The organism is Mesobacillus sp. (assembly GCF_057785455.1).
Genome location: NZ_JBYNSB010000055.1, coordinates 45,651 through 58,919, shown reverse-complemented (window position 1 = coordinate 58,919; position 13,269 = coordinate 45,651). Strand labels below are relative to the sequence as shown.

At 47.2% G+C, this 13,269-nt stretch carries 10 protein-coding genes; 9 read left to right on the top strand and 1 reads right to left on the bottom strand.

Translation table 11 applies throughout. The features are described from left to right. Positions 1-4 precede the first annotated feature (4 nt). Positions 5-1,234: a peptide ABC transporter permease gene (locus AC3EBE_RS20210; protein ID WP_488596820.1), complete on the bottom strand. Its 1,230-nt coding sequence runs from the start codon at positions 1,232-1,234 to the stop codon at positions 5-7. 88 nt (positions 1,235-1,322) lie between these two features. On the opposite strand from AC3EBE_RS20210, the gene AC3EBE_RS20205 reads away from it, so the two are divergent. The 9 genes from AC3EBE_RS20205 (at position 1,323) to AC3EBE_RS20165 (ending at position 13,244) form a co-directional block, all read left to right on the top strand. Continuing rightward, the gene (locus tag AC3EBE_RS20205; protein WP_488596819.1) at positions 1,323-2,240 is read left to right on the top strand and encodes a DMT family transporter; all 918 of its coding nucleotides are present in this window, start codon (positions 1,323-1,325) and stop codon (positions 2,238-2,240) included. A gap of 258 nt (positions 2,241-2,498) precedes the next feature. Further along, positions 2,499-2,804: a hypothetical protein gene (locus tag AC3EBE_RS20200; RefSeq protein WP_488596818.1), complete on the top strand. Its 306-nt coding sequence runs from the start codon at positions 2,499-2,501 to the stop codon at positions 2,802-2,804. A gap of 36 nt (positions 2,805-2,840) precedes the next feature. Beyond that, positions 2,841-3,608 (top strand): 3-hydroxyacyl-CoA dehydrogenase, encoded by a 768-nt coding sequence (locus AC3EBE_RS20195; protein ID WP_488596817.1) that lies wholly within the window; start codon positions 2,841-2,843, stop codon positions 3,606-3,608. A 193-nt stretch (positions 3,609-3,801) separates the two neighbouring features. Next, a complete protein-coding gene (locus tag AC3EBE_RS20190; RefSeq protein ID WP_488596816.1) occupies positions 3,802-5,850 on the top strand; it encodes a sigma 54-interacting transcriptional regulator in 2,049 nt (682 codons plus the stop codon). Between the two features lie 430 nt (positions 5,851-6,280). After that, a complete protein-coding gene (locus AC3EBE_RS20185) occupies positions 6,281-7,804 on the top strand; it encodes a class I adenylate-forming enzyme family protein (protein ID WP_488596815.1) in 1,524 nt (507 codons plus the stop codon). Positions 7,805-7,838: 34 nt separating this feature from the next. Beyond that, a complete protein-coding gene (locus AC3EBE_RS20180) occupies positions 7,839-8,984 on the top strand; it encodes an acyl-CoA dehydrogenase family protein (protein WP_488596814.1) in 1,146 nt (381 codons plus the stop codon). A gap of 318 nt (positions 8,985-9,302) precedes the next feature. Next, a complete protein-coding gene (locus AC3EBE_RS20175) occupies positions 9,303-10,457 on the top strand; it encodes a thiolase family protein (RefSeq protein ID WP_488596813.1) in 1,155 nt (384 codons plus the stop codon). 92 nt (positions 10,458-10,549) lie between these two features. Next, positions 10,550-12,109, top strand: a complete 1,560-nt coding sequence (locus AC3EBE_RS20170) for a fatty acid--CoA ligase (protein WP_488596812.1) — start codon at positions 10,550-10,552, stop codon at positions 12,107-12,109. Between the two features lie 22 nt (positions 12,110-12,131). Next, entirely contained in the window at positions 12,132-13,244 is a 1,113-nt protein-coding gene (locus AC3EBE_RS20165; protein ID WP_488596811.1) for a CaiB/BaiF CoA transferase family protein, read from the top strand. Positions 13,245-13,269: the final 25 nt, after the last annotated feature.

The window sequence follows — 13,269 nt, the reverse complement described above, 5'->3', positions numbered from 1 at the left end:
TGAGTTATATTTTCAAGGTAAAAGTGTCGCCTTCGATAAAGATTTTGCCCGATAAATTACTTGCATTCTCCAAATGCATGCTGCCATTTTTCAGTTCTGGCTTATTTTCAAATCTGAGCTCCAGCCGGTAGATATCGCTCAATTTCTCCTTAAAATAGGAGATGACAGGCCGATTGAAGATAAACTCTTTGCTGCCTGATGTTACCCGCAGATAGGCGGGGTGGAGGGTGCGATTTTCATGGGTAACCATATTGATTGGATCAAAATTGGCAGAATCGAATTTTCCTTCTATAAAAAGGGAATACCTGCCTTGCTTCAGGAAGTCATCAAACCTGTTTAGCCTTTTTGATTTAATGAAATCAATCAGTTTCCGTGTTTCCTCCGTTACAGCATGGCAATGATCTGAGGAAGATTGATCCCAGCTGACTTCCTCCTTTAAAAATTCATATAAAGTCAGGTCGGACTCAACAAACCTTTGCTTCCAGTCAGGCAAGGTTAAATCAAGATATAAACAAATAAACAGGCCAGACCGGTAGCAGCTGGCCCGAGTATTCAAGTTCGATTCAAGCGGATCTAACAGAGGACCGCTATGTTTCTTCAACAGCTCTGCCAAGGACTGGCCGGTAATCTTCAATTGGGCCAGAAACTCGATATACCATGCTGTACCCTCAACGCTTTCGATTAAAAGTTCGTAGTCAGCATACTTGCCGATAATCGATTTCCTTCTTTCCCGCAAAGAAATAAACCTGCTGATGAAATCTGCGCTGTTTTGCTGAACAGCTGAAAAAAGCTCTTCTCTTTCCATGCTCCTGAGCTGTATATTCTCAGCCTCCAGAGGATAAAGGCTGCCCAATAGCTCATCAGGGAATCTTTTTTCACCGTATAAATATTGATAGCCATGAAACAACTCGTGCACAAGGACGGGGTAAAGGGTCTCGATAGAAGGATGATGATTCAGATTCACGATGGCGGTTGGATGGCCATGAAAAAGGATTAAGGTGTCGGCGCCATTGAAGGAAGGCTCCCAGGGAATCGTACAGGTTTTATAGTCAGTAAGCGGATGGTTGAATAGAGATACTTCCTCAGAATTATAAATCGCATAGGCTGCTTGCCGGAAACCGGGCCAATACTCATCCAGCGGGATTATATCCATAAGTTCCTCGATTTTCGCAATGAATTCCACAAAGATTTCCTCCAGTAAATCAAATACTTTATAGTATAAATTCTCCAGCAACTGGCAATCTCCTTTCTCTTGCTCTTTTGTAAAAAAGTAGTAAAATGGTTGTTATGCTTTAGTCGTTTAAATGAAAGAAGGATGCATCTTGAAAAACCTGCGAATCTATTTGATTCTTATTGGAGTCATGTTTTTATGGGGCATGAACGTAACTGCCCTTAAGGTGATCGTAAGCAATTTCCCGCCCATCACCATTACCTCTCTGCGTGTCTTTACTGCAGGAGTCACCGTTTTTATTATTCTCTTTTCCATAAAAAAAGTAAGGCTGCCTTCCAAAAAAGAATGGGGCTATATCCTCGGCGGCAGCCTCTTGAACGTGACTGGCCATCATCTGTTCCTTGGACTTGGGCTGAAAGCAACCTCTGCCGTTAACGGAGGATTGATTTTAGGACTTGGCCCGCTCTTGACGGCATTGATGGCCATCTTGCTGCTAGGCAACAGGCTGACCCATGTAAGGGTGATTGGCTTCATCTTTGGCGGAATCGGTGTGTCCCTGACCGTCCTTGCCGGCGGTACAGGATTATCAGGAATGTCCATTGGAGACTTTTATGTATTTTTGTCCATCCTATCACAGGCAATCAGCTTCATCATTATTTCCAAGGCGGCCAAAACACTTGACCCGCGCCTGCTGACTGGATATATGCTCATCTTTGGCTCGATTCTGCTCTTTTTCATCGGTCTCTGGAAGGAACCAGACGGTCTATCCCATATAGGCAGCGGCAGCATAGGTGTATGGAGCGTGTTCTTCGCCTCCGCCATTTTTGCAACAGCCGTCGGCCACATGCTGTACAACTACGCAATCGGCCAGACCGGACCTGCAGAAGCGTCGATTTTCCTTAACCTGAATACCTTTTTATCGATATTATTCGCCGCTATTTTCCTTGGCGAAAAAATCACCTCATCCCACTTGCTTGGGCTTGTTTTCATCGTCTCAGGAGTCATTTTCGGATCAGGTGCACTCGAAGAAATCATGCTCAGAAACCGGGCCAAACGGAACGCAGCCTAATAGATTGATAGGAGAAAATGCAGGGGAGAGTCCCCTGCATTTTTTCTATGGAGGTATACCTTCGCTGATATGGCATCAGAATGATGAAAAAAACATTGAATAGAGCCAACCGGTGATGAAATTGCTGCACATGTAGATAAAACGCGAGTTACCAGTAATAAAAGTGCAACAAATGTAGATAAAATCCGAGTTACCAGTAATAAAAGTGCCGCAACTGGTGATAACGGAAATAAGGCATTTAACAGGCAGCTTTTTTTAATGAAAAAAAGCGATCCAACATGTAAAAAACATGCTACTAGTCAAAATATCAATCCTACTAGTCAAATAACTCTCACTACTAGTCAAAAAATCAATCCTACTAATCAAAAAACACTTCCTGCTAGTCAAAAACTCCACCAACAAATAAAAAAGGTTAAAAATCATATAAATCAAATGAATTTTTCCCCAGCTCCAGATGCAAATATGTCCATTTTTCCAAAAAACTGTCCTGAATCTGGACACTTAGCATATTCCATCCCCAGTTCTCAAGCAAATCATCTTTGGCATGATTCTTGCTTTCTATAAAAATAGTACATAAATCAAAAGCGGAGGTTATGGAAGATGAAAATGGGCGAAACAAGAGCAATTGTTACTGGCGGAGTATCCGGCCTTGGGGAAGCGACTGTAAGAAGAATCATCAAGCAGGGCGGCAGGGCAGCAATTCTCGATTTATCAGAAGAAAGAGGGCAAAAGCTTGTTGAAGAGCTCGGGGAGAACACGATTTTTGTAAAAACAGATGTAACCAGCGAGGTGGATGTGTCCAACGCGGTCAGCAAGGCAATTGAGGTATTCGGTTCCATCAATACGGTCGTCAACTGTGCCGGAATTGGCATTGCCGGCAAGCTGCTGTCCCGCAAAGGAGTACATTCACTGGACATGTTTTCAAAGGTGATCTCCATCAACCTGATTGGTACCTTCAACGTCATTCGGCTTGCTTCTGAGCAAATGATCAATAACGAACAGAATGAAAAGGGTGAAAGAGGAGTCATCATCAACACTGCTTCAGTAGCAGCATTCGAGGGGCAAATTGGGCAGGCTGCCTACAGCGCGTCAAAAGGTGGTGTCGTCGGGATGACACTGCCGATTGCGAGGGAGCTTGCTTCTTATGGCATCAGGGTAATGACAATCGCACCAGGGTTATTCCACACGCCAATGTTTGACTCGCTGCCAGCGGAAGCGCGTGATTCACTTGGAAAAATGGTGCCGTTCCCGCAGCGGCTCGGATATCCGGAGGAATACGCACAGCTGGCCGAGAGCATCATCACAAATCCGATGCTAAATGGAGAGACGATTCGGCTGGATGGTGCCATCCGCATGCAGCCTAAATAAATGAAGGAGTACACAGGATTGGATCCATCTCAGAATGCACTCCAAAAAATTGGCGGAAGACCCTGGATATCAGGGTCTTCTTCATTTTTGCCAACAAGAAAGTGTACCTTTAAAACAGAAACCTATATAATGAGAATAACAAATTGAATTTTCAGAAATTTAGACAGGCAGCCTGTTTTAAAGGGGGAAGAAGATGATTCAATTCAAGGATATTGTTACTCCTGTCGATAGTGTGATAACGGAAGATACAACCCTGAAGGAAGCGATTGAGATCATCAAGGTGAAAAAGTGGAATCTGTTGCCTGTAACGGATTTGAATCGGGATCTTCGGGGTGTTTTTACCCGCAGCGGCTTATATCAGATGGTCCTTGATGGGAATCCCCTTGATGCACCGATCAAACGATACATAATCAAAGATGCAAAGTCGATCATGGTCGATACTCCCTACAAACAAATCGAATACATTGTAAAAACCAGCAAGGTAGGGACAGGAGTTGTCCTTGACGAGGATCATAAGGTGATGGGGTTGCTGACAAAGACCGAAATGGTCCAGGCCTTACTTAAGTCAGCCAACACATTGAAGGATCAGCTGGAGACGATTCTTAGCAATTCCAATATGGGAGTTCTGATGACGGATGAAAATCTGGAAATCATCTATGCCAATGAAGCTTTTGCAAAAATAAGCGGGCGTACTCCGGAACTGGTTATCGGCGAGAAGCTTGAAGCTATATTTCCGGGATTGGAATTTGAAAACAGCACCCATCAGCATTTTGAAAAATATCAATCAATCCTGCATATCTCAACCTACGAAATGGTCAATCACCGTCATGGCACCATCGTTCTGCTGCAGGACTTGTCTGAAATAGAAAAAATGGCAGAGGAGCTCCAGACAGTCAAGAAGCTGAAGCTGACAATCGAAACAACCCTGGAGCATGCCTATGATGGCATTCTCATGACCGATGAGCGCAAAATCATCACGATGGTCAGCCCGCCGATGCTGGAGCTTTTCGGCCTGGAAAAAAACGAAGTGCTGAATCAGCCTGTCGATAAGGTGCTGCCGCAGCTGAAGCTCGGGAATGTGTTTAAATCAGAGTCTGCCGAAGTCAGTGATTTCCTTGAAAGGAAGGGAATCAAGTATATTGTCCACCGGATTCCGATCAAGAAGGACGGCAGGGTCATCGGGGCAATCGGGAAGGTGATGTTCCGTCAGCTGAATGAGGTAAGCGAGCTGTTCAAACGGCTGCAAAAGGCGGAAAGCAAAGCGAGCTTTTACCATCAGGAACTGAAAAAATCGGAAGCGGCCAGATTCACCTGGGACCATATTTTCAGTGAAGATCCTTATATGGAAAAATTGAAGAAAAGCGCCGCTAAAGCAGCTAAGGGCAGGTCGACCGTGCTGGTCAGGGGCGAAAGCGGGACAGGCAAAGAACTATTCGCGCACGCCATCCATAATAGCAGCGCCAGAAGCGACGGCAGGTTCGTGGTCGTTAACTGCGCGGCAATACCAGAGGATTTGCTAGAATCGGAGTTCTTTGGATATGAGGAAGGTGCTTTTACAGGAGCAAAGCAGCGCGGAAAAATCGGGAAGTTTGATCTAGCCAATGGTGGAACGCTTTTTTTAGACGAAATTGGCGATATGTCGCTCGCTCTCCAGGCTAAGTTGCTTAGAGTCCTCCAGGAGCGCGAGTTTTACCGGGTCGGCGGCAATAATCGCATTAAAGTGGATGTCCGGATCATTGCCGCTACAAACCGAAACCTCGAGGAAATGGTAAAATCCGGCGACTTCCGTGAGGATCTATATTACCGGCTGAACGTCATCTCCTTGAATATTCCGCCGCTGAGGGAGCGGCTCCATGATGTTGAGCACCTTACTGATAATTTAATGAAGGAATTGAATGCGATGCTGGGTACAAGCATCACGGGGATTTCACCGCAGGCGAAAAATGCGCTGCTTCAATATGCCTGGCCTGGAAATGTACGTGAGCTGCGCAACGTACTGGAGCGGGCGATGACTTTTGCTGAATATGGAAAAATTCAGCTTGAAGATTTGCCAGATTATTTAACCTCCCAAATAGCGAACCCTGCAACAAAGAAAATCAGCCTTGCCGAGGACGCTGAGCTTGGGGCAATCAAGAAGGCTTTGTACCAGACTAGCGGAAATAAGGCACAGGCTGCAAAATTGCTAGGGATCAGCAGGTCGGGCCTTTACGAAAAATTAAAGAAATACGAGCTTTCACCATAGGATATAACGTGTTTGGCTTTTCGGATTTCAGGGATTCGGGAAAACAATCTGTTATAGCCAATGTTGAATTGCAAACCTGTTGATCTTCGTTCCCGGCGCGTAGACTCCTCCGAAAATGCTAACGCATTTCCATCGTGCGTGGGCCCATTCAAGGAAGCTTTTCAGAGTCCTGCGGGCTCAGCGCCAGCCCCTCGGAAAGCGAAACGCCTGGAACGGAAATCAACAGAATTTATTTACGAGCCTTTGTTAAAGAAAAAGTGATTTAAATCGTCCAATACGAGGTGTTCATTTTCTGGACACCTCCGAAAAATTAAATCTTATCCACCCTCTGAAATGCCTGACTGCATTATTTTTAGAAAATTGGCATAATTATTGCATGTAGTAAACTGTATGCGTTTTCATATTGGTATTTTTAAAGGGGGAAGTTTGGATGGATATCGGATCATATTTAGCACAGAATGCGAGAAAGACACCAGATAAGCTTGCAATCAAATGCGAGGGAAGAACATATACGTACAAGCAGTTCAATGAAGAGGTGAACAAGCTGGCCCATGGCTTGCTGGGCCTTGGAATAAGCAAAGGCGATAAGATTGCTTTGATGATGAAGAACTCTGATAAATTTGTTTTTTCATTGTTCGCTGGCACAAAAATCGGAGCGGTGGTCGTACCGGTGAATTTCCGCCTCACAGCTTCCGAGGTGCATTATATTCTCGGCCAGTCAGAAGCAGTGCTTGTGATTTGTGATGAAGATCTTGAGGATACCGTTACGCTTGCTCTGGAGAAAACTCGCGTTGTCCATGTCATCACGACCGGTACCCCGAACACGCTTGGCTGCCATTCGTACGAAAGTGTTTTGGCAGACTGCACCGACAATCCGCCAATTGAGGTCAGCGAGACAGACGACCTTGAAATATTATATACATCAGGCACAACCGGACGGCCAAAAGGAGCTTTATTTGACCATAAACGCATCTTCAATGTCGGCTTGACGATGATGATCAGCATGGGCATTAACCAGGAAGAAACCATCCTTCATGTTGCTCCGCTGTTCCACTCGGCACAGCTGAACTTGTTCCTGATTTCCGGCGTGGTCCTTGGTGCAACCCATATCATCCACCGTGAGTTCCATCCAGTCAAGACGCTCGAAGCCATCGAAGAGCATAAAGTCACTCATTTCTTTGGCGTACCGGCGATGTTCAATTTCATGCTTCAGGTACCTAACGCTGCAGACTACGACCTTTCTTCGATCAAAAGATGCGGTTATGGTGCTGCACCGATGGCTCCTGAGCTCGTCCGGAAGAGCATCGAGCTGTTTCGCACAGACCAGTTCTATAATTTGTGCGGCTTGACTGAAGCAGGACCTGGAGGGATTTTGCTGGATCCGGAAGGGCATAAGAACCATCTCGGAAAAGGCGGGAAGGCTGCCTTCCTGACTGAAGCAAGAGTGGTCAACGAAGAGGGAGAGGATGTAAAGCCTGGTGCAGTAGGAGAGTTTGTGATCAAGGGCGAATCGATCATGAAGGAATACTACAAAAAGCCTGAAGAAACTGTGAAAACGATAAAGGACGGCTGGCTGTACACAGGCGATCTGGCGACGATCGACGAGGAAGGCTATATCACCCTGGTTGACCGTAAAAAGGACATGATCATTTCCGGCGGGGAAAATGTGTACTCGATTGAGGTCGAAGAAGTGCTGTATGAGCATCCATCGGTTTTGGAGGCAGCCATTATAGGCCTGCCGGATGAAGTTTGGGGAGAAGCAGTCTGCGCGGTCATTGTACCGAAGCAGGATGCAGTGGTTGATGAGCAGGAACTGAAAAACTTCTGCCGTCAGAAATTAGCAGGATACAAGGTTCCGAGAAGGATTTTTATTGAAAAAGCACTTCCGAGAAATGCGTCCGGAAAAATACTGAAATATCAGCTGCGCCAGAGGCTGAACGGAGTTAGGCAATAAAAGACTCCAAATCTAAGAAGGGGGAGAGCTAAAGATGAAGCATCCTTATTTAAGTGATGACCATGAAATTTTTCGCAGGTCATTAAGAAAATTTTTAGAAAAGGAGGCTTATCCTTTTTACGAGAAATGGGAGGAGGACCGGATGATTCCCAGGTCGTTCTGGACGAAGATGGGTGAGCAGGGCTATCTGTGCCCGGATATCGATGAGGAATACGGCGGCAGCGGAGTTGATTGGGGATTCGAGGTTGTCATCAACGAAGAGCTTGAGCGGGTAGGCTCCGGCCTTGTTGGTGTCGGGCTTCATAATGATATCGTCGTCCCATATATCACAGCATACGGCAGCGAGGAGCAAAAACAGCGGTGGCTCCCAAAATGCGCAACAGGCGAGATCATTACAGCAATCGCGATGACAGAGCCTGGAACCGGTTCAGATTTGGCCAATATCCAGACCACCGCCATCCTGGACGGTGACCACTACATCTTAAATGGGCAGAAAACCTTCATTACTAATGGAATCCAGTCAGATTTGATTGTCGTCGCCTGTAAAACAGACCCAAAAGCTACTCCAAAACACAAAGGAGTCAGCCTGCTGGTCGTCGAGCGTGATGCTCCAGGGTTTTCCCGGGGAAGAAAACTCAATAAGGTCGGGCTGCATTGCCAGGACACAGCAGAACTCATTTTCGAAGACTGCCGGGTGCCAAAGGAAAACCTCCTCGGTGAAGAAGGAAAAGGCTTCCTTTATTTAATGGAAAAGCTGCAGCAGGAGCGCCTGCTTGTCGCAATCGCTGCGCAGACAGCGTCTGAGGTCATGCTGAAGCAGACGATTGACTATGTCAAAAGCCGTGAAGCCTTCGGCAAGCCTGTGAGCAAATTCCAGAATACCCAGTTCAAGATTGTAGAGATGGCGACTGAAATCGAGATGGGCCGCTCATTCCTTGACCAGCTGATTGCCGAGCATATTGAAGGAAAGGATGTCGTCACCAAGGTATCGATGGCCAAATGGAAGCTGACCGACAGCGCGCGAAGAATCGCCGCCGAATGCATGCAGCTCCACGGCGGCTACGGCTATATGGAAGAATACGAGATTGCCAGGAGGTTTCGCGATATCCCAGTAGCAAGCATCTACGCCGGAACAAATGAAATCATGAAAACGATTATTGCCAAGAATATGGGGCTGTAGAGTTTTAGTTAATTTATAAGGACCATTCAAGATGGAAAAATCGTGGTGAGTATCTATTAGTGAGCTATAAAGGGCCATCGACGAGAAGAAACTCAGTGCGGATGGCTCTTATAGGGCTTCTTAGGACCATCCAAGAGAGAAAACTCAGTGCGAGTGTCTCTTATAAGTTTTATAAAGACCATCCACTGCCAAAAGAATTCGATTGAATGGTCCTAACAATACTTCAGGAAGCAGTAAATGAAAATAAGATTATCAAGCTATAAATCTATTCCTCGAAAAAAACAAAACAGATGTCTCTAACAGAAAGGAAGATTCAAAATGCGTGAAGTAGTCATAATTGAAGGTGTGAGAACACCGGTCGGCAGAAGAAAAGGGTTATTGAAGGATATTCGCCCGGATGACCTGGCTGGAGAGGTTTTGAAGGAGCTCACCAAAAGGGCTGGCATCGATGCTGGCCTGGTGGAGGATGTGATCCTCGGCTGCGTGACCCAGTCCGGCGAGCAGGCGGGCGACATTGCCAGGGTTGCTGCCTTGATTGCGGGATTCCCGATTGAAGTGCCTGGTACAACAATTGACCGGCAGTGCGGTTCGAGCCAGCAGGCTGTCCACTTTGCGGCACAGGCCATCCTGGCGGGTGATATGGATGTTGTCATTGCCGGCGGTGTTGAGAATATGTCCCGTGTGCCGATGGGCTCCAACTATCAGCAGGCTGTTCCATTCAGCCCCAAGCTGAAGGAGCGATACGAGATCATCCACCAGGGTCTGTCTGCTGAGAGGATTGCTGAGAAATATGGTTTCACAAGGACAGACCTTGATGAATTTTCGGCTGAAAGCCATCGCCGCGCCTTGAAGGCCCAGGCAGAGGGTTATTTTAAAAGAGAAATCATGCCGCTCGAGGTTACTTTGGAGAATGGCGAAAAAACCCTGATGACTGAGGACTCCGGTCCGCGTGATGGGACGACAGCTGAAGTCCTTGGCGGCTTGAAGACCGTTTTTAAAGAGGATGGGGCTATCCATGCAGGAAACTCCAGCCAGATCAGTGACGGTGCCGCGGCATTGCTGCTCATGAGCCGGGAAAAAGCGGAAGAGCTAGGGCTGAAACCTCGCTTCAAGGTACATACAAGAGTGGTTGTCGGTTCAGATCCGACCTTGATGCTGACTGGTCCGATTCCGGCAACAGAAAAAGTACTGAAGAAAGCTGGCCTAAAGCTTGAGGATATTGATGTGTTCGAGGTGAATGAAGCATTTGCTCCTGTTCCAATGGCCTGGCTGAAGGAAACGGGTGCGGATCCGGCAAAGCTGAATCCGAATGGAGGAGCAATAGCCCTTGGCCATCCTCTTGGTGCAAGCGGTGCGCGCCTGATGGTTTCAATGATGCATGAGCTGGAAAGAACGGGCGGCCGCTATGGGCTTCAGACCATGTGTGAAGGCCATGGAATGGCGAACGCCACCATTATTGAAAGGCTCGATTAACAGTTTCAAAGTCTTCAAGCAACGAACCGGCATCACACAGCATGCTAAGGCACAGTAAAGCAAAAAACGGCATTTTACCAGGAGGAATGGAAATGAGTACGACTATCGGCAAAATTTTTGATCTGACGGTAATGAAATTCCCAAACAAGGAAGCCATCTATGATGTCCGCAAAAATGTCCGCTTTACTTATAGTGAATGGAATGATGAGGTGAATCGTCTTGCCAACGCTCTTTTAAATGAAGGTGTTAAGAAGGGGGACCGAGTCTCAACCTTCCTTTTCAATACAGAGGAGCTTGGCACGGCATTTTTCGCGTGTGCCAAAATTGGTGCTGTTTTTAACCCGATCAATTTCAGGCTGCAGGGTGAGGAGGTTGCTTTTATCCTGAGCGATGCAGCCCCGAAGGTCGTTCTTTTTGAAAAAGCAGTTGAGCCAGTCATTGCCTCGATTGAAAACCGTTTCCCCCAGATTGCTTTCTGGTTCATTGATGAAGATACGCCTGAATATGCAGCGAACTATCATGAGAAAGTACAGTCTGCAGAGGCGAACGCTGTGAAAATTGATGTGCGTGAAGATGATCTATACGCAATCATGTACACAAGCGGTACGACGGGCAGGCCAAAGGGTGTGATGCATAAGCACCGGAACATGGCGGAACAAAGCCTGCTCGTGATCGGGGCGACAAAATTGAATTCGAAGGATGTCGGTTTGGTAACCGCGCCAATGTTCCACTGTGCCGAGCTCCATTGTGCCTTCCTCCCTAGAGTGCATGTTGGCGGGAGCAATGTCATCCTTCATCAATTTGCTCCAAAAAAGGTGCTTGAGCTGATTGATTCGGAAAAAGTGTCCAAGTTCTTTGCGGCCCCTACAATGTGGAATATGATTTTACAGGAAAAGCTTGAGGACTATAATATTGAAAGCCTGAAGCTGGGACTTTATGGTGCTGCGCCTATGGCTCCGTCGCTCGTCCATGCGTGCCATGACAAGCTGGGCATCCAGCTGGTCCAGGCTTATGGAATGACTGAGATGGGACCTGCGATTACCTTCCTTTCTGAGGATGATCAGCTGACAAAGGCTGGTGCAGCCGGCCAGGCATGCTTGAACCATGAAATCAGGATTGTCAGGCCGAATGAAGATGGTCCATCAGATCCTGATGATATCCTGCCGCCAGGTGAAAGCGGTGAAATCATTGTCCAGGGCCCATGCATGATGCTGGGTTATTTTAACCGGGAAGAAACTTCGGAAAAAGCCATGTACAAGGGCTGGTATCATTCAGGAGATATCGGCTACCTGGATGAAGATGGCTACCTGTGGGTGAAGGACCGGGTCGACGACATGATCATCAGCGGCGGCGAGAATATTTACCCTCGTGAGGTCGAAGATGTGCTGCATGCCCATGAAGGGGTTTTGGATGTGGCAGTGATCGGGCAGCCGGACGACCGCTGGGGAGAGAGCGTCACTGCCTTTGTTGTAAAAAAAGATCCGCAGGTCACTGAAGAAGATCTGGATCAATGGTGCAAGGACAGTGACAGCCTCGCCAATTACAAGCGGCCTCGTAAATATATTTTCATAGAGGCACTGCCTAGGAATGCGAGCGGAAAGATTCAGAAGTTCATGCTTCGCAAGCAAATGGAAGAGCTGTTTTCGAATTGAATGACGGAAAGGACTTTTTAGCATGCTGAACGGCATTAAAATCATCGACTTCACCAATTATATACCGGGTCCATTTGCCACTATGCGGCTGGCCGACCTTGGTGCAGAAGTGATCAAGGTAGAAGCCCCTGAAGGAGATCCTGCAAGGAATACTGGAGAAGGATTTGTCTTCACAGCCCATAACCGCGGGAAGAAGAGCATAGCCCTGAACCTGAAGCAGGATGAGGGGCGGCAAATCGCGCTCGCTCTGCTTGCACAAGCAGATGCGGCTATCGAAAGCTTTAGGCCTGGGGTGATGGATAAGCTGGGCCTCGGTTATGAGGCGGTACGAAGCATCAATCGGGGAATCGTCTACTGTTCGGTATCCGGATACGGGTCAGAAGGGTCGATGGCCGCGCTGGGAAGCCACGATTTGAATTATATGAGCTTAAGCGGGGCACTTGCCCAGCTGAAGGATGGAAGCGGAAGGCCGATCCATCCAACGAATACCTTTGCGGACTATATTGGCGGAATGGCATCCAGTGAACGGATTCTTGCAGGACTTGTCGCGCGTGGAAAAACCGGTGAGGGCAGCTATCATTGCATTTCCATAGCCGACTCGATGGCCTCACTGATGGCAAACCACGTACTGATTGAAAAAGAAACCGGTTATCCAAACGGCGTGTCTGTCCTGAATGGTACAGTGGTTTCATATTCTTTATATGAGACGAAGGACAGCCGCTACGTTAGCCTGGCGGCACTCGAACCGAAGTTTTGGCTGAATTTTTGCCATGGAATTGGCCGGGAGGATTGGCAGCATGCCCACTATTCAAGACCGGGCAAGGAGAATCCGGTTTATGATGCGCTGGTCACTCTGTTTAAAAGCAAGACTTTAGCGGAGTGGACTGATTTCGGAATGAGGGTGGATTGCTGTTTGACCCCTGTACTCGAGGCAGGCGAGCTGGCTTCTTTTCCTTATTTTAAGGATAAGGAATTTGCTTCAGAACTGGGACAGATTAAAATGCATTCTGATTTAAAATGGAGCGGCAATGTCCACCCGCCGGAAAAAGGGGGGCAAACTGAAGAGGTTTTAAGAGAGCTGCTCGGAGCAAGCGAACAGCAAATCAGAGAGTGGCAGAATAAGGGTATCATTTAAGATTGCTATTTTACGAGAAGCGGAA

Coding starts and splice junctions, on each gene's coding strand:
- AC3EBE_RS20195 (WP_488596817.1), top strand. CDS start 2,841: ATGAAAATGGGCGAAACAAGAGCAATTGTTACTGGCGGAGTATCCGGC.
- AC3EBE_RS20185 (WP_488596815.1), top strand. CDS start 6,281: ATGGATATCGGATCATATTTAGCACAGAATGCGAGAAAGACACCAGAT.
- AC3EBE_RS20165 (WP_488596811.1), top strand. CDS start 12,132: ATGCTGAACGGCATTAAAATCATCGACTTCACCAATTATATACCGGGT.
- AC3EBE_RS20180 (WP_488596814.1), top strand. CDS start 7,839: ATGAAGCATCCTTATTTAAGTGATGACCATGAAATTTTTCGCAGGTCA.
- AC3EBE_RS20170 (WP_488596812.1), top strand. CDS start 10,550: ATGAGTACGACTATCGGCAAAATTTTTGATCTGACGGTAATGAAATTC.
- AC3EBE_RS20190 (WP_488596816.1), top strand. CDS start 3,802: ATGATTCAATTCAAGGATATTGTTACTCCTGTCGATAGTGTGATAACG.
- AC3EBE_RS20200 (WP_488596818.1), top strand. CDS start 2,499: ATGAAAAAAAGCGATCCAACATGTAAAAAACATGCTACTAGTCAAAAT.
- AC3EBE_RS20175 (WP_488596813.1), top strand. CDS start 9,303: ATGCGTGAAGTAGTCATAATTGAAGGTGTGAGAACACCGGTCGGCAGA.